23 protein-coding genes and 3 tRNA genes are annotated in these 24576 nt (G+C 66.1%); 6 read left to right on the forward strand and 20 right to left on the reverse strand.

Annotated features, from left to right (window positions below):
• Positions 1–55 precede the first annotated feature (55 nt).
• Genes AC1DD3_RS10670 through AC1DD3_RS10685 form a run of 4 tightly spaced genes read right to left on the reverse strand, consistent with a single transcriptional unit; the run spans position 56 to position 3543 of the window.
• Entirely contained in the window at positions 56–322 is a 267-nt protein-coding gene (locus tag AC1DD3_RS10670; protein WP_476881617.1) for a hypothetical protein, read from the reverse strand.
• Positions 319–1209: a carbohydrate ABC transporter permease gene (locus AC1DD3_RS10675; RefSeq protein ID WP_230119295.1), complete on the reverse strand. Its 891-nt coding sequence runs from the start codon at positions 1207–1209 to the stop codon at positions 319–321. The genes AC1DD3_RS10670 and AC1DD3_RS10675 overlap by 4 nt, the downstream gene beginning before the upstream one ends.
• Complete coding sequence (locus tag AC1DD3_RS10680; protein ID WP_476881618.1) at positions 1206–2243, reverse strand: carbohydrate ABC transporter permease; 1038 nt, start codon at positions 2241–2243, stop codon at positions 1206–1208. The genes AC1DD3_RS10675 and AC1DD3_RS10680 overlap by 4 nt, the downstream gene beginning before the upstream one ends.
• Positions 2244–2250: 7 nt before the next feature.
• On the reverse strand, positions 2251–3543 hold the full coding sequence (locus tag AC1DD3_RS10685; RefSeq protein ID WP_230119293.1) for an ABC transporter substrate-binding protein: 1293 nt from the start codon (positions 3541–3543) through the stop codon (positions 2251–2253).
• Positions 3544–3670: 127 nt separating this feature from the next.
• Here AC1DD3_RS10685 and AC1DD3_RS10690 point away from each other — a divergent pair, with 127 nt between their 5' ends.
• Positions 3671–5704 (forward strand): glycoside hydrolase family 13 protein, encoded by a 2034-nt coding sequence (locus AC1DD3_RS10690; RefSeq protein ID WP_476881619.1) that lies wholly within the window; start codon positions 3671–3673, stop codon positions 5702–5704.
• Between the two features lie 180 nt (positions 5705–5884).
• On the opposite strand, the gene AC1DD3_RS10695 is transcribed toward AC1DD3_RS10690, so the two are convergent.
• The 11 genes from AC1DD3_RS10695 to AC1DD3_RS10745 all read right to left on the reverse strand — a co-directional run bounded on the left by AC1DD3_RS10695 (position 5885) and on the right by AC1DD3_RS10745 (position 12232).
• Positions 5885–6166: a hypothetical protein gene (locus AC1DD3_RS10695; RefSeq protein WP_230119291.1), complete on the reverse strand. Its 282-nt coding sequence runs from the start codon at positions 6164–6166 to the stop codon at positions 5885–5887.
• Positions 6167–6320: 154 nt separating this feature from the next.
• Positions 6321–6932, reverse strand: a complete 612-nt coding sequence (locus AC1DD3_RS10700; RefSeq protein WP_230119290.1) for a hypothetical protein — start codon at positions 6930–6932, stop codon at positions 6321–6323.
• Entirely contained in the window at positions 6929–7579 is a 651-nt protein-coding gene (locus AC1DD3_RS10705) for a hypothetical protein (protein WP_476881620.1), read from the reverse strand. The genes AC1DD3_RS10700 and AC1DD3_RS10705 overlap by 4 nt, the downstream gene beginning before the upstream one ends.
• Positions 7576–7956: a hypothetical protein gene (locus tag AC1DD3_RS10710; RefSeq protein WP_230119289.1), complete on the reverse strand. Its 381-nt coding sequence runs from the start codon at positions 7954–7956 to the stop codon at positions 7576–7578. Before AC1DD3_RS10710 ends, AC1DD3_RS10705 begins: the two co-directional genes overlap by 4 nt.
• On the reverse strand, positions 7953–8144 hold the full coding sequence (locus tag AC1DD3_RS10715) for a hypothetical protein (protein WP_230119288.1): 192 nt from the start codon (positions 8142–8144) through the stop codon (positions 7953–7955). Before AC1DD3_RS10715 ends, AC1DD3_RS10710 begins: the two co-directional genes overlap by 4 nt.
• The gene (locus tag AC1DD3_RS10720) at positions 8141–8596 is read right to left on the reverse strand and encodes an Asp23/Gls24 family envelope stress response protein (RefSeq protein WP_230119287.1); all 456 of its coding nucleotides are present in this window, start codon (positions 8594–8596) and stop codon (positions 8141–8143) included. Before AC1DD3_RS10720 ends, AC1DD3_RS10715 begins: the two co-directional genes overlap by 4 nt.
• 135 nt (positions 8597–8731) lie before the next feature.
• The gene (locus AC1DD3_RS10725; RefSeq protein ID WP_230119286.1) at positions 8732–9196 is read right to left on the reverse strand and encodes a hypothetical protein; all 465 of its coding nucleotides are present in this window, start codon (positions 9194–9196) and stop codon (positions 8732–8734) included.
• A gap of 249 nt (positions 9197–9445) precedes the next feature.
• Positions 9446–11041 (reverse strand): glycoside hydrolase family 68 protein, encoded by a 1596-nt coding sequence (locus AC1DD3_RS10730; RefSeq protein WP_230119285.1) that lies wholly within the window; start codon positions 11039–11041, stop codon positions 9446–9448.
• 825 nt (positions 11042–11866) lie between these two features.
• Positions 11867–11942 (reverse strand) — tRNA-Phe (locus AC1DD3_RS10735).
• Between the two features lie 48 nt (positions 11943–11990).
• A tRNA-Asp gene (locus tag AC1DD3_RS10740) sits at positions 11991–12064 on the reverse strand.
• Between the two features lie 95 nt (positions 12065–12159).
• Positions 12160–12232, reverse strand: a tRNA-Glu gene (locus AC1DD3_RS10745).
• Positions 12233–12472: 240 nt separating this feature from the next.
• Here AC1DD3_RS10745 and AC1DD3_RS10750 point away from each other — a divergent pair.
• From AC1DD3_RS10750 to AC1DD3_RS10765, 4 genes are all read left to right on the forward strand, one after another.
• Positions 12473–13483, forward strand: a complete 1011-nt coding sequence (locus AC1DD3_RS10750; protein WP_476881664.1) for a DMT family transporter — start codon at positions 12473–12475, stop codon at positions 13481–13483.
• A 9-nt stretch (positions 13484–13492) separates the two neighbouring features.
• Positions 13493–13921 carry a metallopeptidase family protein gene (locus AC1DD3_RS10755; protein ID WP_230119284.1) on the forward strand — a complete coding sequence of 143 codons (429 nt, stop codon included), beginning with the start codon at positions 13493–13495 and terminating at the stop codon, positions 13919–13921.
• Positions 13922–13930: 9 nt separating this feature from the next.
• Complete coding sequence (locus tag AC1DD3_RS10760; RefSeq protein WP_230119283.1) at positions 13931–14851, forward strand: cation diffusion facilitator family transporter; 921 nt, start codon at positions 13931–13933, stop codon at positions 14849–14851.
• Positions 14852–15064: 213 nt separating this feature from the next.
• On the forward strand, positions 15065–16582 hold the full coding sequence (locus AC1DD3_RS10765; RefSeq protein ID WP_476881621.1) for a C40 family peptidase: 1518 nt from the start codon (positions 15065–15067) through the stop codon (positions 16580–16582).
• Positions 16583–16622: 40 nt separating this feature from the next.
• Here the strand turns inward: AC1DD3_RS10765 and AC1DD3_RS10770 are convergent, their stop codons facing one another.
• From AC1DD3_RS10770 to AC1DD3_RS10780, 3 genes are read right to left on the reverse strand one after another with little or no spacing between them, the layout of a single operon-like run.
• Positions 16623–17465 carry an ABC transporter permease gene (locus AC1DD3_RS10770; RefSeq protein WP_476881665.1) on the reverse strand — a complete coding sequence of 281 codons (843 nt, stop codon included), beginning with the start codon at positions 17463–17465 and terminating at the stop codon, positions 16623–16625.
• A 10-nt stretch (positions 17466–17475) separates the two neighbouring features.
• Complete coding sequence (locus tag AC1DD3_RS10775; RefSeq protein ID WP_476881622.1) at positions 17476–18483, reverse strand: ABC transporter ATP-binding protein; 1008 nt, start codon at positions 18481–18483, stop codon at positions 17476–17478.
• Positions 18480–19601: a LolA family protein gene (locus tag AC1DD3_RS10780; protein WP_476881623.1), complete on the reverse strand. Its 1122-nt coding sequence runs from the start codon at positions 19599–19601 to the stop codon at positions 18480–18482. The genes AC1DD3_RS10775 and AC1DD3_RS10780 overlap by 4 nt, the downstream gene beginning before the upstream one ends.
• A gap of 153 nt (positions 19602–19754) precedes the next feature.
• Here AC1DD3_RS10780 and AC1DD3_RS10785 point away from each other — a divergent pair, with 153 nt between their 5' ends.
• Positions 19755–20414 (forward strand): DedA family protein, encoded by a 660-nt coding sequence (locus tag AC1DD3_RS10785; RefSeq protein WP_476881624.1) that lies wholly within the window; start codon positions 19755–19757, stop codon positions 20412–20414.
• Positions 20415–20483: 69 nt separating this feature from the next.
• On the opposite strand, the gene AC1DD3_RS10790 is transcribed toward AC1DD3_RS10785, so the two are convergent.
• Together AC1DD3_RS10790 and AC1DD3_RS10795 are read right to left on the reverse strand one after the other, a co-directional pair.
• On the reverse strand, positions 20484–23180 hold the full coding sequence (locus AC1DD3_RS10790; RefSeq protein WP_476881625.1) for a PEP/pyruvate-binding domain-containing protein: 2697 nt from the start codon (positions 23178–23180) through the stop codon (positions 20484–20486).
• 3 nt (positions 23181–23183) lie between these two features.
• Entirely contained in the window at positions 23184–24221 is a 1038-nt protein-coding gene (locus AC1DD3_RS10795) for a universal stress protein (RefSeq protein ID WP_476877124.1), read from the reverse strand.
• Between the last annotated feature and the right edge of the window lie 355 nt (positions 24222–24576).

Raw genomic sequence — 24576 nt, forward strand, 5'->3', positions numbered from 1 at the left:
ATTTCCGCCATGTCGTTCTCCCAGCGGCAAGAAACCATTTTAGTCCGGCCCGCTGTCAGCTGTGCCTGGTGGCGGTGCGCGCGGGCAGGCGCCTGCGGAGCCTGATCATCCCGTACAGCGCCAGCAGGATGGCCAGCAAGCCCAGCGCCCAGCCGAGGGCCGGCTGGGCCGTGAGCTCCATCCAGATGGTGAAGACGAGCAGCACCACGGCCCAGAAGCCAAGGAATCCGATGATGATGTCGAAGTCCTCGCCCGACCGGACACGCTTATGCCCCAGCCAGGCTGCCTGCTTCTTGCCCCGCGGTGCTGCCCCGTCTGTCACTTGACTGCACCCGCTGTCAGGCCGGCCACGATCTTGCGCTGGAAAACCAGCACCAGGATGACCAACGGAATGGTCACGATGGTGCCCGCCGCCATGATGGCGGTGTAGGGAATTTGGTTTGGCTGCGCCCCGGCGAAGTTGGCGATAGCCACTGTCACCGGCTGGGTCGCATCGCTGGACAGCTGGCTGGCGATCAGGAATTCATTCCACGAGGAGATGAACGCCAGGATCGCAGTGGTGAAGATAGCCGGGGCGGCCAGCGGCATGATCACCTTCCGGAACGCCTGGCCCTGCGTGCAGCCGTCCACACGGGCCGATTCCTCAAGTTCCCACGGCATTTCGCGGAAAAACGAGGTCATGGTGTAGACCGTCAGCGGCAAGACAAACGAAATATTCGGAATGATCAGCGCCTGGTAGGTGCCCATCCATCCGATGTTGGTGAACAGCTGGAACAACGGGGTGATCAGGGCAACGCCCGGGAACATGGAAGCACCCAGGATGAAGCCCAGCACCAAGTACTTGAACTTGAAGTTCAGCCGGGCCAGTGCGTAGGCGGCGAAAACACCGATGACCAGCGACACCAAGGTGACGACTCCACCGATGAACACGCTGTTCAGCAAAGCCTGGCCGAACCTGTTGCCAAACGATGTGTCGAACGCGGTATTGAAATTGTCCAGGGTGACGTGCGTCGGCAGGATCGAGGTGTCGTACGTGAAGCCCACATCGCGGAAGGCCGTCACCACCATCCAGTACGCCGGTGCAAGGCACCAGATCAGGACCACTGCGGCACTTATGTAAGTGCGGCCCTGCGCCCACTTTTCCCGGTTCTGGGCCGCCTTCCTGCCCCTGTCCTGCTGCGCGCGCAGTTCGGTTGTCGCGGCGGTCATTTCTTCCCCTTACCGGTGGCGCCGCTTTGCTCCACAACATTCGCCCCGAGGAAGCGGACGAAAATGAAAGCGACAAGAAAGATGATGATGAAGGTGATGGTCGACAAGGCCGCGGCAGAGTTGAAGCCTTGCCTGATCTGGTTAATCACCAGGATCGACAGCGTGGTGGTGTTGTTCGCGCCGCCCGTGAGGATGTACGGAAGGTCGAACATGCGGAGCGCGTCAAGGGTGCGGAACAGGATGGCCACCATGAGCGCAGGCTTCACCAGCGGCAGCGTGATCATCCGGAACCGCTGCCAGGCAGTGGCCCCGTCCACCTTTGCCGCCTCGTAGACCTCGGCAGGAATCATCTGCAGACCCGCGAGGATGAGCAGCGCCATGAACGGAGTGGTCTTCCACACATCCGCGATGACCACCGCCCACTTGGCGGGCCATTCGCTGCCTGTCCACAGAATGGAGGTGTTGAACAGTTTGTTGGCGATTCCTTCGAAGGCGAAGATGAAGAACCAGAGCTTGGCGGTCACGGCGGTGGGAATGGCCCACGGCACCAACACGGCCGCACGAACGAGGCTCCGGCCCTTGAACGTCCTGGCCATGATCATGGCCATCCAGAAGCCGAGGACGGTTTCGAAAGCAACGGTCACGACGGTGAAGAAAAACGTTGTTGTCGTGGCCGACCAGAACTGGGCGCCGAGTGTTCCTGGCGGGCAGGCGACGGTTCCGCCGGCAGGTGCCGCACACTGCTGCGCGAGCCAGTTCACGTAGTTCTGGATGCCGGCCGAGCCGCCGGCGGTGAAGAGTCCCGTGGCCGGATCGAGTCCGGCGTCTTTTTGGAAGGACATCACGATGGCACTGATGATCGGGTAAACGATCACAATGCCCAACGCGATGACGGTGGGGGCAAGGAGCCAGGAAGCCCACTTACCTTGGCTGAGGATCTTGTTGTCCTCACCCACGCCCTTGGGGGCGTGATGGACGGGGGTACCGCCCGACGCCGGTGCCTTGACCGGCGTCGGGCCTAATTCGGTTGCCATGGCAGACCTACGATCCTGCACCGGCGGATTCGATGGACTTCTGCATGTCTGACAGTGCAGTGTCCACGGGCTTCTCGCCCTTGATGGCTGAGTAGGCGTTTTCCTGGATGGCCTTGGTCACCGCCGGGTAGAACGGGGAGACCGGGCGGGGAACGGCTTTCTCAATGGACGTCTTCAGGACCGGCAGGTACGGAAGCTTGGCCACAAGATCCTTGTCGGTGTACAGGGATCCCAGCACCGGGGCCAGCGAACCCTGGGTTGCGTAGAACTTCTCGGACTCTTCCGAGGTCATGAACTTCAGGAAGTCCAAGGAAGTGGCCTTGTTCTTGGAATAGACGCTGACAGCCAGGTTGTGTCCGCCCAGCGACGAGGCGCCGGCGCCGGTCGCGCCGGGGATCGGTGCGATGCCAAGCTTGTCCTTCACTGCAGACGAACCCTCAGTAGTTGCCAGGTTGTAGACGTAAGGCCAGTTGCGCAGGAACAGGAGCTTGCCGCTCTGGAACGCCTGCCGGCTCAGCTCCTCCTGGAAGGTGATGCCTTCCTTGGGAATGTTGCCGTCTGCGTATGCCTTGGCGAGGTTCTCCAGGCCGGCCTTGGCCTCGGGGGTGTTCAGGCTGGGCTTGCCGTCCTTGTCCAGGACCGATCCGCCGGCGGAGTTGATGGCCTCGGACGCGTTTACGGTGAGGCCTTCATACTTGCTGAACTGGCCGGCGTAGCAGCCGATGTTGTTTTTCTTGGCGATGGAGCACATGCTCATCATCTCGTCCCACGTCTTGGGTGGGGTCGGCACCAGGTCCTTGCGGTAGTAAAGCAGGGCTCCGTCAGAGGTCTGCGGCGCGGCATACAGCGTGCCCTTGTACGTGCCGCTGTCAACGGTGGGCTTCAGCATGGCGCCGGTGTCGATGGCCATCTTGTCCTTGAGCGGCTGCAGCCAGCCCTTGGCAGCGAACTCGGCGGTCCACACTACGTCAACGTCCACGACGTCGTAGCCGGCGTCCTTGGCCTGGAAGTGCTGCACGATATCGTCGTGCTGCTGGTCGGCCTGGTCGGTCTGCTCCTTGAAGGTCACCTTCTCGTTCGGGTGCGCGGCGTTCCACTTGGCAACCAAGGGGCGCACGACGTTGCTGTTGTCCTTGCCCTGGACGTAAGTAATGGGCCCGCGCCCGTCAAGGCCCGCAGCGGCGTCGCCGCCGGCAGCACCGCCACCGGTGGCACCCCCGCCACCGCCACCACAGGCGGAGAGCGTTAGGGCGAGAACGCCGGCAGTAGCTACCGGTAGTAAGAATTTCGGGGTTTTCATTGGCAGGAGACTCCTCGCTGAGTGACAAGACAAATCACTGGTGCATTTGATGTGGTGACAGTCACACTAGTAACGTTGCCGGAACAAATGCAAGCGTTTACACCTAATTGTTACCGGAGAGGCAACCATGAGCCACCGCCCGATTTCAACGCCCGGTTCCGACATCGGGACGTGGTGGGCCAGCGCAGTCGTCTATCAGATCTATCCCCGTTCCTTCGCCGATGCCAATGGCGATGGCATGGGCGATCTCCTGGGCGTCACCGCGCGGCTACCGTACCTGAAGAAGCTCGGCGTCGATGCCGTCTGGCTGTCGCCGTTCTACAAATCCCCGCAGGCGGATGCCGGCTATGACGTGGCCGACTACCGCCAGGTGGACCCGATGTTCGGCAGCCTCGATGACTTCGACGAAATGTTACACGAGGCTCACGACCTGGGCGTGAAGGTCATCGTTGACCTGGTGCCGAACCACACCTCGGACGAACACGTGTGGTTCCAGGAGGCCCTGGCTGCGGAGCCCGGCTCAGCCGCGCGGGAACGCTACATGTTCAGGCCGGGGAAGGACGAAACGGAGGGTTCCGGCGACGGGAACACGGCCCCAAACAACTGGAAGTCCATTTTTGGCGGGCCGGCCTGGACGCGGACCACCAACGCGGACGGAACCCCCGGCGACTGGTACCTGCACCTCTTCGACACCAAGCAGCCGGACCTCAACTGGGAAAACCCTGAGGTCCAGGAGGAAATGCGATCCGTGCTGCGCTTCTGGCTGGACCGCGGCGTGGACGGCTTCCGTGTGGACGTGGCCCACGGAATGGTCAAGGAGGCCGGGCTCCCGGACTGGGAAGGCGTGGCCGCCATGGTGGAAGGCTCGTCCGAGGGCCGGCATCTTCCGGACGCCCCCGGCGCCCACCCGGAGGCAGTCGAACCGCACACAGCCCACCGCGCAAGCCTGGCGGCCGGCAGCGCCGGCGCGGATGACGCCGTCGGGGCGAAAGTAGCCGTGCTCGATGCGCCCGGGGAGGCCCTGGACCACCAGCCGGTGTCGCCGCTGTATCCGCCGTCGCCGTTCTTTGACCAGGACGGCGTCCACGACATATACCGCGACTGGAACCGCGTGCTGGCCGGGTATGACGGTGACCGCATGCTGGTCGCCGAAGCCTGGGTGGAGCCTGCGGAGCGCCTCGCCCGCTATATCCGGAAGGACGAAATGCAGCAGGCGTTCAATTTCGATTTCCTCCTGGCCGGGTGGGACGCCCAGCGCATGGCCGTAGCCATCGAAGAGTCGCTCGAGGCAGCCGCTTCGGTCGGCGCACCGACAACGTGGGTGCTGAGCAACCATGACACGGTGCGGCACACGACCCGCTTCGGACTTGCGGACCCCACCACCTTCCCGAAGGGCATCGCGGCCGAGGACGAGCAGCCTGATGCCGCCCTGGGACTCGCGCGCGGCCGTGCGGCCACGCTCGTATCCCTGGCGCTGCCAGGTTCGGCCTACCTCTACCAGGGCGAGGAACTGGGCCTGCCGGAGCACACCACCGTGCCGGCGGACGCGCGCCAGGACCCGACATTCTTGCGCACCAACGGAGTTGAGCGGGGACGCGATGGGTGCCGCGTTCCGCTGCCGTGGAAGTCCGGCGAGCCCGGCTTCGGATTCGCCGAGGCCTACACGGCGGCCGTTTCACCTTCCAGCGGAGCACCTTCCAAGGGGGCACCTCCCAGCGGAACGCCCGACGGCGGATCATCAGACGGCGGATCGTCAGACGGCGGGGCAGGTCACCGCCAGCCCGCCGAGCCGTGGCTGCCCCAGCCGGCGTCCTTCGGCGAGCTGGCCGCGGACCTGCAGGACGGCGTCGAGGGTTCCACGCTGGAGCTGTACCGATCCGCGCTGTCGCTGCGCAAGAGCCATGGCCTGGGCTCGGGATCGTTTTGCTGGGCCGACATCCATGACCCCGAACTCGGCGTCCTGGCGTTCCAGAACCGGGGCATCCTGGTGGTGGCCAACATGGCAGCCGAGCCGACGCCCGTTCCGGATGGCTACCGCGTGGTGTTGTCGAGTGCGGCCGGACCCGCGGGCGCCGGGACGGCCGCCTCCGTTGCGGCCGAAGCCGTGACTGACGCAGCAGTTATTGTGCCGAACAGCGCAGCTTACCTCGTGGCGGGATAGCCGGACGCCGAGGACAAGAGTGCCGCGTTAGGCCGAAGAGCGCTGCGTTCCGCGGGGAACGCAGCGCTCTTCTGCCTTTATCCGGCGCGAATGGTGGTAGCACAGACCGGACGCTGCCCGGTAAGCCTGCCCGGGGTGCCGGGGCACCACGGCGCCGGGCGCGAGTGACTCGCGAAAAGGCTACTTGCCGCCCTTGAAGAGCCCGGCAAGCTTGGCCCCGAAGCCCTTGACGTTCTCGGTTACATCGCCGGCGAGTTCCTTCGCATTTTCCGCCACGTCTCCGGCGAGGAATTCCTTGACACTCCCCGCCGCCTGACCGGCAAATTCCTTGACGTGTTCAGCGGTCTCGCCCGCGAACTCCTTGACGTTTTCGGCAGCGTCGCCCGCAAATTCCTTTGCATGGCCCACAGCGTTTTCGAGTCCGTCCTTGGCAGCCTGGTTTCCTGTTACGTCTTCGCTCACAGTGTTCTCCTTCATCGACGGGCTTGGCCGGGCGGTTGGGCCCGGATACGGGCCGTGGCTGCCGCAATGGACAACCACGCCTCGCTCTTCAAAACTATGGCCAAGGCGTGCCTGCACCAAACGGGAACGCGGCCGGACCTGCAGGAGGTCACATTCAGCGGACGCGCTCCGCACGGCTGAAGCGGCTGCGGGCTCCGGCGGCAACATGCACCAGCACGGGAGTCTTCTGGCCCACGACCGCTTCCAAGGCCGCGACCAGTGCTGACGTGTCCGCCGTGAGTGTGTGCGGGGCGACTCCGGGCCTCGGATGCAGCCGGATCTTCAGGGCTGGCTGCCCACGGACCTCGTAGGTGGTGACCGTGGCGCCGGCAAGATCGGGACGTTCAGCCAGCGCATTCTTCAGTGCCTGTTCTGCGACACCGCCGCCGATCCGCACGTCTCCGGGAACGCTGCCGGGATCTTCGGCGGCCAGCAGAAGATCGGCACGTCCTTTCCCTTGCTGGGCGACCCAGGCCACCATGAGGACGATCAGCAGCACGAGGGCAAGGGCCAGGACAATCCAGACCCAGCTTTCCTGCCGGCCAGGGAACCTCGTGCCGTCAAAGAGCCGGTTGGCGCCGTCCCAGACGTCTCCTGACCAGGACTGCCACCAGGATCCAACGGCGGGAACAGTGGCCAGCAGCATCAGCAGGATGCCAACAGCCAACAGTTTGAGGCCGAGGATGCCGATGAGGATCCTGTTGAGCAGCCGGGGCGTGTTGTTCATGCGCCAATCACCCCCGACGTCGCCAGATTAACCCGCACCGCAGGCATGGGAATCGGCGCCATTGAGCGAAGTTCGTCCTCAACTGCTTCGCGGACGGCGTTCTCACTCACCGGTACACCGGAGGTCGGGCGGACATTCACCACGGCCTGCCGCTGGGATACCACCACCATGACCTGCTCCGACGTGACGTTTGCCGCGAGGCGCGCCCGGCGGGCCAGGGCGGACGCGATTACTTCGTCGTCCACCACCACGGCCACCCGGGGGTCGTCCAGCAAGTGCCGTGCCCGGCGCCCGGGCAGTATGGCGCTGAGGAAAAAGAAGAGGCCCGCAGCCGTGACCACTGCGCCGGTAACCCCCAGCAGGAGGGGCGGAATGCCGTTCGGAAGCGAAACGATCCGTTCGGCTGCCGTCTGGGGATCGACAAGCCAGGGCGGCTGGCCGACGGCCCGGACAGCCGATTCGAGGAGTGCGTAGAGGCAGAAGAGGATGACGAGGGTGGCGGCGATCCCTGCCGCCGCAGCGCGGGAGGAATGGGTTTCCCGGTCCAGGATCCGGCGCATGTCCAACGACGCGGAGTGGCCCGGCCCGCCGGAGGCATCCGCCGGCTCCTCGCCGGTTGGGTTCTGCTGTTCGATGACGGAGCTCAACGGACCCGGCCCCTTTCCGTGACGTGGGCACCGCTGATGCGGATATCCACCCTGCTCAGCCGAGCACCGCTGAGTTCGGTGACCCTGGCCAGGATCTCGGACTTGGCGGCAATGGCCCTGTCCCAGATGGAGCCACCGAAAGCCGGCACCCGTGCCGGGTCGCGGAGGACAGCAGTCAGGGCGGGAATCTTGATAGGCGTGACCAGTGACAAGGCCAGCAGGCCGTCGTCGTCCGACCAGTCTGCGCGGACGTCGTGCGGCGGAATCCCCAAGGCGTCACCGGCTGCAGCCTTGGCCAGGCTGGTCAGGGCCTGGGTGCTGATCCGGTTGTGGCCGTTGTAGAGCTGGCTGGGAGCCGCCCCGGCTTCCGCGCTCATGATGAGGAGCGCCGGCCGCTGAGGGCATCGATGACGCTGCGCAGGTCCAGTTTCCCTTCTGCGGCGCGGCCCAGAAGGGCACCTATGCCCATGAACAGGAGGGAAATCAGGAACCCCCACAGGCCGAACTGGAGCGACATGAACGCCACGAAGGCGCCGATTCCGATTCCCACGACCGTCAGGCTCACAGGATCGCCTCCCTCTCAGCTGCCGCCGCTGCCCCTGCTGGTTTCACCGGCGGGGCAATATAGACATCGGTGATTTCGACGTTCACCTCTATGACCTGCAGGCCAACGAGTTTCTCGACTGCCGAATAAACGGCGGCCCGGACCTGGTTGGCCAGGGAGTGCAGCGGCGTGCCGTACGCCGCGACCAGGGTGATATCAACCGCGACCTGGGTTTCGCCAACCTCGGCATGTACCCCCGCTGCGTGGTCTGAACTGCCTACCGCGTCCCGGATGGCCCCCAGCGCCCTGGAGGAACCGGTGCCCAGGGAGTAAACCCCTGGCACGGCGCGGGCGGCGATTCCGGCCACCTTGGCTACTGCCGTTTCAGAGATGACCGTCCGGCCGCTGCCGCCGGCCTGACTGAGGGCCGTTTGTGTGCGCGTGCCGGCAGGATCCGTGTTCGGGTATTCCATCAGGCGCTCCCCTTCCGTTGATCACAACCCTATCCCCTAGGTCCGACATCGTCAGGGGTAGAGCCGCGATTCGCCCTTCCGTTCCGGCACCGTTCCTTGACATCAGGAAGCACCCTTTATAACTAGGAACTAAAACTAGGAACAGTTGCTGGCCAGCCATTTGGTCACGGGGGCCATGGCGTCCTGGAACTTACCGCTGGAATACACCGTCTGGTCGCTCAGCCCGGCCACGGCCACTTCATTAAGCCTGGCGAAGTCTGCCTTCAGAGATTCCGGGACGCGTTCCGCCGTTTCACTCAGCTCCGCCTTCTTCTGCTCAAGTTCCGCGGTCTTGCCCTGGGCAGCGGACAGAGGCAGCAGGGAGGCACCGGTGGCCTGTTGGGAAATCGTGGTGCATGCCTCCGCGGCGGTGGCGAAGCCTCCAAAAGCTCCGGATGTTGTGCCCGCGCTCGGCGCCGCGGCGGGGTTGCTCGAAGAGCCGGAACTGTCTGGAGAAGAGGACGGCGACGGCGCGCTGCCGGCTGTCGGGGCGGAGCAGGCGGTCAGTGCCACAGTGGCGAAGACGGCGGCGGCGGTCAGCGGACGGGCAAAGTTTTTCACAGTTCACATTTCCTGGATCGGTTCCGCCGCCGAACGGCGGCCTTGTCTGGCCGGCGGAGGCGCCGGCCGTGTGTCCCCCGGCGTGCGAGTCTAGCCGGGGCGACACCCTGCTTTCCAAGTTGACAGCCCAAGGTTTCTGGCTGACGGGGCGTACGAGGCGCAGGTGTTTAACAGCGGAGGCGCCCGGAACTGGTCCGGGCGCCTCCGCCGATTTACTGCAGTGTTGCCGTTCTACGGGTGAGCCCGGCGTTACTTGTAGTGGCCTTCGCCGCCAACGCGGACGTTGGTGGGCAGGTAGCCGAACGGGCCGAGGCCGTTCTGGCCGAAGCTGCGGTCAACCTTGGAGACACCGTCCCGGAAGTTGATCTTCACGGTGGGCGACAGCGAACCGCCGCGGACGCCGTTCACGTTGTCGATGAAGGACTGGACCAGTCCGCCCGGCTGCACGTAGTGCGAGTAGGCCTGGAACTGGCGGCCGTTCTGGTTCGGGGTCGGCGCTTCCGGGGATTCCGACGGCAGGTTCAGGTCCGTCGGGGAAGCCAGGGCGAGGCCGCTGTTGTTCATCGGCTGGTAGTCGGAGCGGATGCCGTTGCCCACGAAGCCGTAGACGCCGTCCGGGCCGCGCATGCCAGCCGCGTAGGTGAACTGGTGGCTAATGGTGAACAGGTAGTACTTGTTCTTGCCGCCTTCATTCTGGATGAAGATCTGCGGGCGCTCAGTCTGGTCATTGACGCAGTTGGCGGAGAGGACAGGAGGCAAGAAGTGCCACTTGGTCAGGTCCTTGTTGTCTGCTACTGCCAGGCCGACGTTTGCAGTCTGATAGTAGGCGCCCTTGCTGTTGACCTCGTCACGCTTCTCCGCGTTGGGGTCACCGGGAGCGTAGCCCAGGTCCTCGTCCTTGCACTTGTAGTCGCCGCGGGTTCCGCCGGTGTTGCCTTCGAACACCATGTAGGTCTTGCCGGGGTGTGCCGGGTCGGCGAAGGTGTAGGGGTCCCGGAACGCGAAGCCCGGGTTCTGGGCCTTGTTCTGGTACATCTTTCCGTCCGGCTCCAGCAGCTTGGTGTGCTTGAAGCCGTCGAAGGTGACGCCGTTCTTGTCGGCGTGAATCTTACCCAGCGCCTTGGCAATGACGGCGTCAGGGGCAATTCCACCGCCGCCGGAGTTGCGCTCCTTGACGTCGTAGAACGTGGTGGCCGTGTAAAACACGTTCACCTCGTTCCCCTTCATGAGCCGGGTGGAACCGGACCATTCGGTGTTACCGATGGAGGTGTTGTCCAGGAACAGGTGTCCGCCGTAGTTCCACTTGTCCTTGGCCGGGTCAGCGTTGGTCTTGCGGAAGAAGTAGCCGATGCGCGCATTCCAGTGGCGCTGGTCGAAGCCGTAGCCTGCGTGGCGGTCGGCGACCAGCGAGAAGATCACGTCGTAACCCTTGTAGCTGATCTGGTTTGCGTGCTCATCGGTCAGGGACCAGGTGTCCCAAACCCACACGTCGTCATTCATGGCCGGGAAATCCTGGGGGATCTCCGGCATGGTGACGTCCGGACTCATGGAGTTCTGGCCGGGCTTTACCGTGGAGTCGCTCTGCGCCATGATCTGCTTGGCATCAGCGCGGGTCCACTTCGAGGTGAAGTCAGACGCCGGATCGTGCACCTTCTGCGTGTGCTTGGTCGGCAGCGGAAAGCCCGGGGCGGGGGCCGGCATCTGGGTGTTCGACGGCGGATCCGACGGCTCGTTGGCCTGCGCCGAGGGAACTGCCAGGAAAGCCGTGGCAGCGACAGCGGCCGCCAGTGCTGCGGCGGCTGGTCGCCACCGCAGCATCCGGGTGGTGTTGGGGTGCTTGTGCATTTTTTGCTCTTCTCGCGGAGATAAATTTCGTGGAAGACGGGCTGACGCCCTGTCCCCCGCACTCCGGAGGCCTCGCTGACACGGCATGCGTCGTCGAGGACGCCGTTGTGTCGAGGGAGAGCGGGGTTTGGGTAGAACCCCGCTTGGATGGCTCGGAAGGTTTGTGCTTTTCCCGGCCCACATTCAACGGTAGACAACGTTGTCACCCGAGTTCAACACGGTTTTCGGAGTGCGGCCGGCCCAGCCCATAATTTGTGCAAGCGCTTACATCTTCTGTTGGCGCGCGCGTGCCACGATCACATATCCGAGTCAAATGTTGCTTAACAAATATGATTTCTTTTCGTCATCCACTGTCCGTTTACCCAACCGCTGCTCCGTAACGGCCCTATTCGGTCTGGAAAAGGGCCGTTACGGAGCAATCGACATCACGGGGAGTGGTGACGGGGATCATGGAAGATAGTTGTCATCCGCCACGCATCCAGTTGGCGCAGCTGCACCCCTCCAGTGGAGGAGCCCGAACAGGACCCCCGCCCGGTGTCGGGCAGGCGCGTGTGTCGGGCAGGCGCATGCCGTCAGCGGCTTGGCGTTCGCGAAGATCTCCAGGGCGGAGTGGTCCACACCCCGCGGAGCTACAAGCGGCCGTGAGGGAGGGCCGGCGCATGCTGAGGACGCGCGAACCGCACAGATGCACGGCAACGATTTGGCGCCACCCGACTTCGCCCGACCCTGGACCACCCGCGCGTCTTCGGAGCGCTTGTGGGGCGCTAGAGAGGTCGCGGGGTTAAAGAAGAAAAGCACCAGTTCCGAAGAACTGGTGCTTCCCAGTGGTGGCTCCGACCGGCGTCGATCCGGTGACCTTTCGATTTTCAGTCGAACGCTCTACCAACTGAGCTACAGAGCCTAGGTGACATGTCACCATGAGAGCCGGAATTTCTTCTGGCAATCAGAGCGACCCTGACGGGACTTGAACCCGCGACCTCCGCCGTGACAGGGCGGCGCGCTAACCAACTGCGCTACAGGGCCTTGCTTGTTTCTTGCTGTTCACAGTATCGCTACTGCAATTTTTCAAGGCCTTTAGCCTACCAGACTTTCACACCCGGTTTGACCACTTCCTTGCGTACCCCCAACGGGATTCGAACCCGTGCCGCCGCCGTGAAAGGGCGGTGTCCTAGGCCGCTAGACGATGGGGGCCTGAACTCAATCCGGCTCATTCAGGGCAAAAATAAAGGGCCGAAGCCATTCGTTTTTGTCCCTCCGAGTTGCTCCGAACTGGACCTCTAAAACTATAGGGCCTACCCCGGGGAAATCCAAAATTGGCCGGGATGACACTTCGGAGGCCCCGGAGTGAGCTGCCGAAAATTGGCAGTTTCTCGTTTAGACGTGACCGATTTCCGCCAGCCCTGGAACGTGGAACAGGACTACATTGGCACCATGGCAACCACCGCCGACACCAGCCCCATGCAGCCCGCACGTCCCCACAAGGGATCTCCGTCAGCTGCACCCGCCCCTGCCCCCTCCGCGACCGGCGATGCTTCACGGCCTCACGGTGCGCCGACACCGGATAACCCGGCCAGGGGGCCAGTCAACAAACTGGGCGTCGCCGCCGTCGTCATCACGGTGGTCCTATGGGCCTCCGCGTTCGTCGGCATCCGCGCCGTCGGACCCAGCTTCTCCCCCGGATCCCTGACGCTTGGGCGGCTGGCGATCGCCGCCGTCGTGCTAGGGGCTGTGGTCCTGCCCAAACTCCGCGTGCTGCCGCGGGGACGCGAGTGGTGGCCGATCCTGGCCTACGGCGTGATGTGGTTCGGCGGCTACAACGTGGCCCTCAACGCCGCCGAACATCTCCTCGACGCCGGAACCAGCGCCCTACTGATCAACGTCAACCCCATTCTCATCGCGGTAATGGCCGGCGTCATCCTCAAGGAGGGGTTCCCGCGCTGGCTGATCATCGGAAGCCTCGTGGCGTTCGGTGGCGTTGCCGTGATCGCGCTGGGTTCGGGGCAACGATCGACGGCGGATGTGGCCGGCGTGCTTCTTTGCCTCCTCGCTGCTGCGCTCGCCGCCGTCAGCGTCATCGTCCAGAAGCCGGTGCTGCGGAAGTTCCCCGCCGCGCAGGCCACCTGGTTCGGGATCATGGTGGGGTTCCTGTGCTGCCTGCCCTTCGGTGGCCAGCTGGTGACCGAACTGCAGGCGGCGCCGCTGCCGGCCACGTTCGGCCTCGTGTACCTCGGCATCTTCCCCACCGCCATTGCGTTCACCACATGGGCCTACGCCCTTTCCCTGATCGACGCCGGAAAGCTGGCGGCCACCACATACTTGGTACCTGGCACCACCGTGCTGATCTCGTGGCTCGTGCTGAGCGAAATCCCCACGGTATGGGGGCTCGTGGGCGGCGCCATCTGCCTGGTGGGCGTGGGGCTCACGCGGAGGAGATCCCGCTAGAGTTTGGATATGCCCGCAAACCTGCCGCCAGGACTTCCCATCGTTCCTGACGGAGCCGGCGATTCCTCTGGCTTCGACATGTCAGAGACTGATTTCGAAGCGGCTGTCAGCGACGCCCTGGACCGGATCCCGGCCGATGTGGCGCGGGCCATGGACAACGTGGCGGTCTTCATCGAGGACGACTACACGCCGCAGCCGGGCGAGGACCCGGACACCGTTCTGCTGGGTCTCTATGAGGGTGTCCCGCTGACGGAACGCGACTCGTGGTGGGACGCGGGCTCCCTGCCGGACCGCATCACGATTTACCGCCAGCCCATCCTCGACACCTGCTCCACGCGCGAGGACGTGGTGGACGAAGTGGCCGTGACGGTGGTCCACGAGATCGCCCACCACTTCGGCATCGACGACGAGCGGCTCCACGAGCTCGGTTGGGACTAGCCTGTAGGCATGGGACACGACCACAACCATTCCCACGGCCTTACGGCGACGGGCAAGCACCGCAACCGACTGATCGCCGTTCTGGCCATCACAGTGGCCGTGGTGCTCGTCCAGGTGATCGGAGCAGCCCTGTCAGGCTCCCTGGCGCTGCTGGCCGACGCCGGACACATGCTCTCCGACGCCGCCGGCATTTTCATCGCCCTCCTGGCGGCGTGGATCGCCGCCCGCCCGGCCAGCGACCTGCGGACTTACGGCTACCAGCGTGCCGAGGTCCTCGCCGCCTTGGCCAATGCCCTCATCCTCGTCGTCATCTCGGTGGTCATCTTCAGTGAGGCCATCCGCCGGATCGGGTCCGCGCCGGACGTCCAGACGGACATCATGCTGTATGCGGCCATCCTCGGCGCGGCGGCCAACCTTGCGTCCCTGCTGATCCTGCGCGGCGCCCAGAAGGAAAGCCTCAATGTGCGCGGCGCCTACCTGGAAGTGCTGGGCGACCTGCTGGGATCGTTCGCGGTCATCGCCGCAGCACTTGTAATCATGCTCACCGGCTTCCGGGCCGCGGACACCATCGCGTCCGTGCTGATTGCCGTGATGATCCTGCCCCGCGCCTGGCACCTGCTGCGGGATGTGGTGGATGTCCTGCTGGAGGCCACGCCGAAGGGCGTGGAAGTGCGGATGATCCGCGAACATATCCTGTCCGTGGCCGGCGTGGTTGCCGTCCACGACATCCACATTTGGACCATCACCTCCGGTGTGCCCGTGTTCTCTGCGCATGTGGTGGTCGAGGACGCGGTCCTGAGTGCGCGCGGCGCTGACCAGGTTCTGGACAAGCTCACCACCTGCCTCGGCTCGCATTTCGACACCGAACATTGCACGTTCCAGCTCGAACCCGCCAGCCACTCCGAGCACGAGTCGCACCAGCACGCCTGAGCGCACGGCGGCTCGAGTCCCGCCCTTGGCGCAACACGCACGTCCAAAATCCGACAGAATGACTCTCGTGTTGTTTAGGATGCTGATGTGACTCGTGTTGCCAAAGTGATTATTGGCACGTAGCCTCAGTGCTGCTGGGTGATCTGCAGAGGGGCACTTCCGTGCCGCCTCCCTACTCGTTCGTCCCGGCCCTAGATGCTGCGAGGTTTGCGAATGAGTTTGTCCGGTCCCGGCCGCAAGGCGGCCGTGCTGTGCACCGCCGTCGTCCTTCTTGGAACCCTCGCGGGGCCGGCGCAGGCTGACCAAGCGCCGTCCGCTCTCGCCGCCGCCGTCACGGTTCCGGCGTCACCGAAAGTCCCCTCTCCCGAGGACATCGCCGCTGCAAAGTCCAGTGAACGCACGACGGCAAAGGAGGTCACCAGCATTGAGCACATCCTTGCCGATGCGGCCGCCGCCCAGGAGGGCACCTTTGCGCGAACCCTCGAAGCGAACAACGCGTACAGCGACGCGCTGGTGGAGCTGCGCATACGCGGCGATGCCGCGGCGGAGGCGACCGCCCGTGCCGAGGCAGCGGACACGGATCAGGCAAAGAGCCGCAAGGAGATCGGCCAGCTGGCGGGAGATCTATACCGCAATGGCGGGCTGAACCCGGCCCTGAGCAGCCTGGTCACCGGAAAGGGCGATGTGCTGCAACAGGCCTCCACGCTGCAGGCCCTCTCCGCCGGCCGCAGCCGCGCCTTCGAAACGGCCGTGAACAGCGCTTCCGCGGCAGAATCACTTACCGCGGCAGCGGCTGATGCCCGGCGCGCGGCAGACGACGCTGCGAAGACCGCAGAATCGCTCAAGGCCGAGGCCGAACAGGCCAACGCAGCGCAACTGAAAGCAGTGTCCGATGCGACGGCGCAGCGGACAGTCCTGGTCGGCCAGCTCGCCTCGCTGAGGCACACCACGGCGGCGCTTGAATCAGCCAGGGTTGATGCCTTGGACCGCCAGCGGCAGCAGGCACGCCTCGCCGCGGTAACCGCAGCAGCCCAGCAGGCCGCAGCGGATCAGCCTGCGGCTGCCAGTTCGGCGTCCAACGGGCCCGCATCCAATCAGCCGGCGTCCCCCCAGCCGGCACAGGAAAGCCAGACCGGCGCCTCCGCGCAGAAGGCTGCTCCGGCGGCACCGGCTCCAGCGCAGCCTGCGGCGCCTGCGCCTGCGCCTGCCAGGCCCGCCCCAGCCGCGCCGGCGGCGCCCGCGCCGGCACGTCCCGCAGTGCCCTCACCGGCAGTGCCTGCCCCGGCAGTGCCCGCCCGACCCGCCCCAGTGGCACCTGCTCCTGCGCCAGCTCCAGTGCAACCTGCCCCCTCACCCGGAGGCTCCACCCAGACCGCCATTTCCGTGGCCCTGGGCAAGGTGGGCAAGCCCTACTTCTACCAATGGGGCGGCACCGGCGCCTACGGCTTTGACTGCTCGGGACTGGTTCAGAACGCCTTCGCCGCGGCAGGGAAATACCTCCCGCGGACGGCGTCGGAGCAGTTCGCCCAGGCGCCCGTCCACGTTCCTCTGTCGCAGGCGGAGCCCGGCGATCTCCTGGTGTGGGGATCCGCCCCGGGCTTCTATCACGTGGCCATCTACCTGGGCGGCGGCAGGGTAGTTCAGGCCCTCAACCCCGCCGCAGGCATCACGGTGACGGACCTGAGCGCGATGGCAGGCATGCAGCTCTATCCGGTGGCTGCGCGCTACTAGCCCGACGGTTTTCCGTGCAATGTTCGCCAGCCGGTGAACGTCAGGACAGCACGTCCTTGCTGACGAACCTGCCGTACGCCAGTGCCCCGAACACGGCGATGTAACCTGCCTGCAGGAGGGCGTTGCTGGTGAACGAATCCCACCCGATCGGCTGGCGCAGCAGGTCCGCGAAACCGAACCAGTAATGGCTGAACAGCCATGGATGCAGCCACTCCAGCTGCGGCAACTGGTCCAGCACCTGGGAGCCGACGGACAGCACGATCGTGGCTGCCATGGCACCCACCGGCACATCGGTAAGCGTGGACAAAAAGAGCCCGATTGCGGAAAGTCCCAGCAGCGACACCATCTGGTAGGCGGCGATCAGGAGCATCCGCCCCACTGCTTCGCCGGGCTCCACGACGTCGCCGGACAGCAGGGTTACGGGCCCCACGGGGAAAAGCGCCGCACCGATAGCCGCGCCGGCGAGCGCCACGGCCACCGGGGCCGCAATACAGAAGGCGGCCGCCCCCACATACTTCACAATGAGCAGGCGCACCCGCCCCGCGGGAGCCACGAGCATGTACCGCAGGGTTCCGAGGCCGGCCTCGCCCGCGATCGTGTCGCCCGCAACCACTCCGATGGTCAGCGGCAGGAACAGCGGTACCGAAACGATCAGCGCCGTCACTCCGACGAAGAGGCCGTTTTGGGTGATGCGGTCCAGGAACGCGGGCCCGCGGCCCGCAGGCACCGCCGTCGAGACCCGAACGACGACGGCGATCAACACCGGGATCGCAGCCAGTGCCAGCAGCAGGGCCTGGGTCCTCCTGCGGCGGAACAGCAGCGTCAGCTCCGACGCAACCAGCGAAGCGCTCGACGGCGGCCGCCGGGCGTCACGCACGGCCATGCCGGTGTCATCACTGCGCGACATCGAAGCCCTCCCCCGTCAGCGCCACGAAGCGGTCTTCCAGGCTGCCCCGCTCAACGGTGAAGCCGCGGACGCGGACGCCGTCGGCCACCAGCGCGGCGACGATCGATTCCGGGGCGAAGGTCTCCGTGCTGCGGGCGCCATTCCCCGGCAGGCCGCCGGCGGCGTCGGGCAAAGTTGCGGTGATGACCGCTCCGGCACCGTCCGGATGACCGACGACCGGGGCCATGCCGAACCGGACCAGAACGCCCGAGGCCGCACCGGCGTCGGGCGTTAGCAGGCGGAGCTGCGCTGAACCCGCCTGGCGGAGCTCCGGCAGCGGCCCCTGTGCCACCAGCCGACCAGCACTCATGATCGCCGCGTGCGTGCAGATCTGCTCCACTTCGGCGAGCAGGTGGCTGGAAACGAACACCGTGGCGCCGTCGGCGGCCAGCGACCGGACCAGGCTGCGCACCTCCCTGGTGCCCTGCGGGTCCAGTCCGTTGGTGGGTTCGTCCAGGACCAGCAGTTCCCTGTGGGAAAGCAGGGCGTTGGCGATTCCGAGCCGTTGCTTCATGCCCAGCGAATAGGCCCGCACCTTCTTCCTGGCAGCATGTGAGAGCCCCACCCGCTCGAGGGCTTCCGCCACCCGGGCGCGCCGCGTGCCAGGCGTCGCATGCCGGTCCGCGGCGTCAAAGCGGTGCAGATTTGCTGCGCCGGAGAGGAACGGATAGAACGCCGGGCCCTCGACGAGGGCGCCCACCTGCGGCAGGACCTCGTCGAGCCGGCGCGGCATGTCCAGTCCGAGCACGGTGACCGAACCTGCCGTGGCCGCGGCGAGGCCGAGCATCATCCGGATGGTGGTGGTCTTTCCCGAGCCGTTGGGGCCCAGGAACCCGAACACGGATCCCCGGGGCACGGCCAAGTCGATGGCGTTCACGGCCAGTTGGTGGCCGAAGCGCTTGGTCAGCCCCCTGGTCTCGATGGCGAGTCCGGCGCCGCGGTCAGCGGGAGTCACCTCGCGGCAGCGGCGGCCTGCAGCCGCTCCAGGGGTACAGACCCGGCAAAGACGCGGCCGTCGTCGGTCAGCAGGACGTTCAGCAGGGACGTCGAGATCGCCCGGCCGCCGGGAACAGCGATTGTGGCCTGCCGAAGCAGCGGGTCCTTCAGCAGGGTATCGGCGGACGGCGCACCGGCGTTCGCACCGCCGGCACGGGCGGGGAACCCGACCACGGTCTCCCAGCCGGAGCCCGTCAGTGACGGGGACTTTCCAGTCGCGTTCGTAGCCTTACCCTTGGCGTGGTGCTTGCCCATGTCCTTCGCGGCATGGGGCGTTGCCGGCAGCGCCAGGTTCTTGACCGTGGCACCGGGCGGCGGCGTGAAGTTGAAGAGGCCGGCATCCGGGGCACCCAGCGTCAGGCTGGAGAACGCGGTCCGGAACGCAGGCTCGGCCTGGCCGCGTGCCCGCACCTCCACGCTGAGCGGCAGCCCCTTCTCACCGTCCACGGCGATGGCCACGGATTCGACCAGCGTCCCCTGCGAGCGCGGAGTCAGCGTCAAATTGTAGGCAGCGCGTCCCGCCACCTCGACGTCGTTACCGACGGTCACGTCCGTGGACGAGTCGATCTTTGCCAGCATCCGGGCCGCGAGCTCCTCCGGCGTTGCCATGGTTCCCGGCGTGCGGGAGTCGGGCGATTTGTGGCCTGCGGCCTTCTCCGGCAGCGTCACGTGGGTGGCGGTGTTGTCCTTGGAGTTGTACAGCCAGACGTCGTTGCCCTGCCGCACCGCGTCACGCTCGGCGAGCCGGTCCATGACCTGGACCCGCACTTTGGTGGGGCCGTCGACGTAGACGCGCGCGCTGTGCGGTCCCGCCAGCAGTTCCGCAACCGAGCCCGTGCCGGCACCGGACGAGGGACCGATCTGGGGAACATCGGGCAAGCCGAGCTCGGACGTCTGTTCCAGCGTTCCTGACAGGGACTTGGTAGTGTGCTGTCCGATCATGGCGAGCACCTGGGCAGGCGTCTTGTCGGGCAGGGGATCCCGGGCGCTGGCGGGAACGGACCCTGCCAGCACTCCGGCAGCAATTACAGCAGGTACGGCCACGGCGGGCGTCCACCGCAGCCACTTGGAGGCCATCTCAACTCCACTCCGACGTCGCAGGTTATATCCTCAGGGTACGCCTCGGCACATCCCCTGACAGCCCCTAATTCCGGCGCCGCGCTTTCGCCCGCGAACGTACTGGGCCAGACTGGACGGGACGCCGTCATCCAGCCGTGGGAGCCTGAGCAAATGAGCATCTATGCTGCCTCAACCACCCCGGCGGACGAGCTGACCGGGATAGTCGGCTTTGCCGCCCAGTCCATGGACGCGCTGGGCGAATGGGGCGTAGGGCTGTTCACGCTCGCAGAAACGGTTTTCCCGCCGATCCCCAGCGAGGTCATCCTTCCCCTCGCCGGATTCCTGACCCGGCAAGGATCAATGAGAATGGGCCTGGTCTTCCTCACCAGCGCCCTGGGCGCCTACGTGGGTGCGCTCGCACTGTATTTCCTCGGAGCGAAGCTCGGGCTGGAACGGTCCATCCGCTGGCTCTCCAAGCTGCCGCTGGTCGACCGGGAGGACTTCGAAACCGCCGAGCGCTGGTTCCGGCGCCACGGCAAGTCCGCCGTCTTTTTCGGCCGGCTCCTTCCCGGCGTACGCAGCCTTATTTCGCTGCCTGCCGGCGCCGAGAAGATGCATCTGGGAACGTTCAGCGTCTTCACCATCGCCGGAAGCGGGATCTGGAACGGGCTGCTGATCGGTCTGGGTGTCCTGCTGGGCAAACAGTATTCGATGGTGGAACAGTACGCCCGCTATCTGAACTACGCGGTGTACGCCGCCTTGGCAGTCGCCGTTGTCTGGCTGGTCATCCGCTACATCCGGCGGAGGAAGTCGGCGGAGGACCCAAATTGACTCGCATTTAAAGCCGCTTTGAGCCCGCAAAACGACATTAAGTGAGCCAGTTTGGGTGCGCGGGAGCCGTCAGCTTCCGGGCACTATGGTGCCCGCACCGCCGTCGACCGTTATGCTCTGTCCCGTCCGGAGAACCGACGTGGCGTCCGCGACGCCCACCACAGCGGGGATGCCGTACTCCCTGGCGACCACCGCGCCGTGCGAGTTGGGGCCGCCCATTTCCATGACGAGGCCGCCGGCGGTGAGGAAGAGCGGCGTCCAGCCCGGATCGGTGGAGGGCGCGACAAGGATCTCACCCGGCTCCAGGTGCGCGCCTACGGGGTCCAGGATGACCCGGGCCGGAGCAGTCACAGTTCCCGCCGATGCCGGGCTTCCCGTCAGGGCACCTTCCCCGGCAGCCCCGTCCGACGAAAGCAGGGCCTCGGGCTCGGTGCCGTCGGAGAGAAGCAGCCGCGGGATTCGCCGCCGCTCCAGCTCGAGGTAGTAGGCCCCCTGCCGCCGGACCACGAGTTCCTGCATGTCCGCGCCGTCCAGTGCTTGCCCGGCCTCGGCAAAGTCCAGGAAGAAGACGTCGTCGGCGCGGGCGATCCGGCCCTCGGCCGCCAGAGTGGCGCCCACCTCGGCCACCTGCCGCCGGACCTCGGCCAGCGCCACCACGAGCTGGTACTTGGGAAGTTCACGCAGGCCTGCGAACAGCCGGGCCCGCCGGAGCGCCGCGCGGACGAGGGCGCCCCGGACCCGGCTCCTGGCCGTGGTCTCGGCCACCAGCCGGGCCACCTGTGCCTCCGCTTCGTCTTCGGCTTTGCGGAACTGGCGGTCCGGGGCCAGGTCCGGGTCGTCGAGCCGCAGGTAATTGGCGAGCACCCCAAGGATATGGGTCGGGTCATCCCGCCAGCGGGGCATGCCGACGTCGATTTCAGCCACAGCCCGGTGGCCGAACCGCTCCAGGAACCCGGCCAGGCCCGCCTGCGCCACGGCGGGAAGTTCGCCGGCGCTGAAACGCTGCGCGAGCACGGTCAGCGGCTGTCCGGAGAACATTCGGGCAGACCCGTCGTCGGCACGGATCGCCGCTGCCAGCCGCCACAGCTCCAGGTCCATCGCGGTGGTGACGTTGTTGGGCAGGCCGCGGAGAATCGGCTGCAGCTCGATGCTCCGTTCACTTCCGGAACGTTCCTTCCCTCCCGCAAGTTTTCCTGCGAGCGCCAGCATCGCAAAGCCGAGGGCAGGCAGCGGAAGGATGGCGGTGACTATGGGAAACATTCGGGCCAGGACCTGCTCAGCGTAGTCAAGACGCTGCCGCGGCGAAGCCCCAGGAGGGAGGTTCAGGGAATCGCTGAAGTTGCTGGTGAACGCTTCGAGGCGCCGCAGTGCGGCTTCCGGGCGGAACAACGCGCGCAGCAGGGATTCCGGCACGCGGGCACGCACCGCCACGGGCCCCACGTGTTTCAGGAGCCCCAAGGGAGTTCGCCGGGTGATGGAAAACCGCGGGTCCGCGAACACCCGGCGCAGGACCGCCGCGGAGCGCGCCTCCATCACGTCAAACACCTTAGGGACGATGCGGCGTCCCACGGTGCTCCGCGCCACTGTGGTCAGGTCGAAGAAGATGCGCTGGCCGGCCTCGACGTAGGGAGAGGGGCCATTCCGTGCGTCGGGCACGTCAAAGCCTGCCGCCCGCGCAATGGAGGACGCAATGATCCGGAAGGCCGCGAGCCCCATCGGAGTGATGGGCCGGGTCAGCCCCTGGGCGAGGCTGAAGCACAGGTAGACGCGGAGGTCCTCCCCCGGCCTGGCTTTGTCCGCCATCGGATACAGCGTGGTGATGGGGCGGGACTGCGTCAGCCAGGCCTTGCCGCGCGTGTCGATCGCCCACTCGGTATCCTGGGGCGATCCGTAGTGGTTTTCTGCCCGGCCGCCCAGCGCGGCCAGCTCCCGGATCTGCGGGTCCGTCAGGCAGGCCTTCCCTGCCGCAGCAGGCTGGTCCACGCTTTCAGTGCCGCCCCCGGGTAACGCGCGGACCACCAGCCGTTTGTCTCCCAGCCGGCGCTCCAGGATCTTCCCGGACGCGATGTCCACCACGAAATGGTCCGGGTTGACCGCGCCGGACACCACCGCCTCGCCCAGGCCCGGGCTGGCGTCGATCACCGACTCGCGGCGGCGGCCGGTCACGGGGTTCGCTGTGAACATGACGCCCGCCGATTCGGCGTCCACCATGCGCTGGACAACGACGGCGAGCGCCACCGTGGACGGGTCAATGCCGCGGCTGGCGCGGTAGGCGACCGCGCGGTCCGTCCAGAGCGACGCCCAGCATTTCCGCACGGAGGCCACCAGGGCATCCGCCCCCACCACGTTGAGATAGGTGTCCTGCTGGCCGGCGAAACTGGCGAACGGCAGGTCCTCGGCCGTGGCCGACGACCTGACCGCCACCGGAACGTCCGGCCGGTCCGTGCCGCCCATCGCCTCGTAGGCGGCCTGCACCTGGGCGGCGATCCCCGGCGGGAGCTCGGCCGCCTCAATCAGGCTGCGGGCCCGGCCTGCCAGCTCGGCGAGCCTGTCCAGGTCATCCGCCGGGGTGGCCTCCAGGGTGCGGTGCACGTCGGTGAGCCCGAGCGGGGCCACCGCTTCAACGTACGCCTCGGTGGTAAGGCAGAAGCCGTCCGGCACGGGCAGGCCGGCGGACAGGAGCTCGCCGAGGTTCGCGGCCTTGCCGCCCACCAGGGGCAACATGTTGGCGCTGATGTCACCGAGGCCGAGAACCAGCGCGCCCATCGGCTACGAGGCGCCGAGCATGGGGCCGAAGCTGGCGCGGTCGGCAAGCCGCAGATCCTCCCTGTCCGGCACCACCATGACCGGGCTCTTGGCGTGGTGCAGAACGCCGTCCGACGTGGAACCCAGGAGCATCCCGGCGAAACCGCCGCGGCCGCGGGTGCCGACGACTACCAGCTCCACGTGGCGGCTTGCCTCAACGAGCACTTCCACAGGGGAGCCGTCCAGGAGCCGGGTTTCGATGGCGAGCCGGGGGAAGTGGCTCTGCAGCCAGGCGACGCCGGCCTTGAGCTGGATCTGGATGTCAGCAAACAGCGCTTCCCTGTCCAGCGGCGCCGGCACCCACGCCAGCGATCCGCTGTACTGGGGCACCGCGCAGATCACCCGAAGCGGCGCTCCGAGCCGCTCGGCCTGGGCCGCGGCTTCAAGTACGGCGACGCGGGCCTGCTCGGAGCCGTCCACGCCCACCACAACGACGTTCTCCACGGGAGCGCGGCCGGCTTTGGCCTGTTCAGCCCTGATGTGCTTGTCCTGCGTGGTCTCCCCCAGGCGGTCCGAGCAGATCAGGGGGACGGTTACTGTGGCGCATTTGGCGTGTGCCGGCAGCGCGCTGCTGACCGAGCCGAGGAGCCGTCCCACGAAGCCTCCGCGGCCGCGCGTTCCGACGACCAGAAGCTCGGCGGTTTCGGACATTTCCAGCAGCACCCCGGAGGCGTCGCCGTTCTCGACGGCGGCGCTGACGTCGACGTTGTAGCCGGCAACCTTGTCCACCGCATGCTTCAGGATGGCCTCCGCACCCTCGCGGATCACCGAGTCGTCCACGGTGGCGTAACCGCCGTCGAGGCCCGACGCCGCGAAAATGGGGACGGAGTACGCGGTGACGATGTGAAGCGGACGACGCCGGCGCTCGGCTTCGCGGGCTGCCCACACCAGCGCACACTGCCCATGGTCTGAACCGTCGACGCCGACCACTATCCCCTGGGGCCTGGCGGACCTGCCGTCGCCATCCCGTGCCGGGTCCGGATGCAACTCGTGTGCGCCCATTCGGTCCGCCTCCTCGCGATACTGCCCTGATGATGCGGCTATTCTGCCAGACAGAGGCACAATCGCCGTCACCCGGCAGGCCTTCTTTACCCGGGTGTAGAAAACCTGCTCTTTGACACAACTATTCTCGGTCAGAGAGTACTTAGCAAGCATGCCCGGAGCACAGCAATCGTGCCTCCGGCGACTGAATCTCAGGCCCTGTTATGCATGGCTGCCAGGGGGCTTTACCGTGACCCCGGGCCGTTCCCCGCCAATGTTCCCGGAGGGCTATCCAGAGTCCGAAAAAGTCTGTATTCTTCGAGGCACTGTTGATCCGAGATTTGTGTTTCAGAACACGTCCGGACGATATTTTGTG

Source organism: Arthrobacter sp. 05T444 (assembly GCF_056395905.1).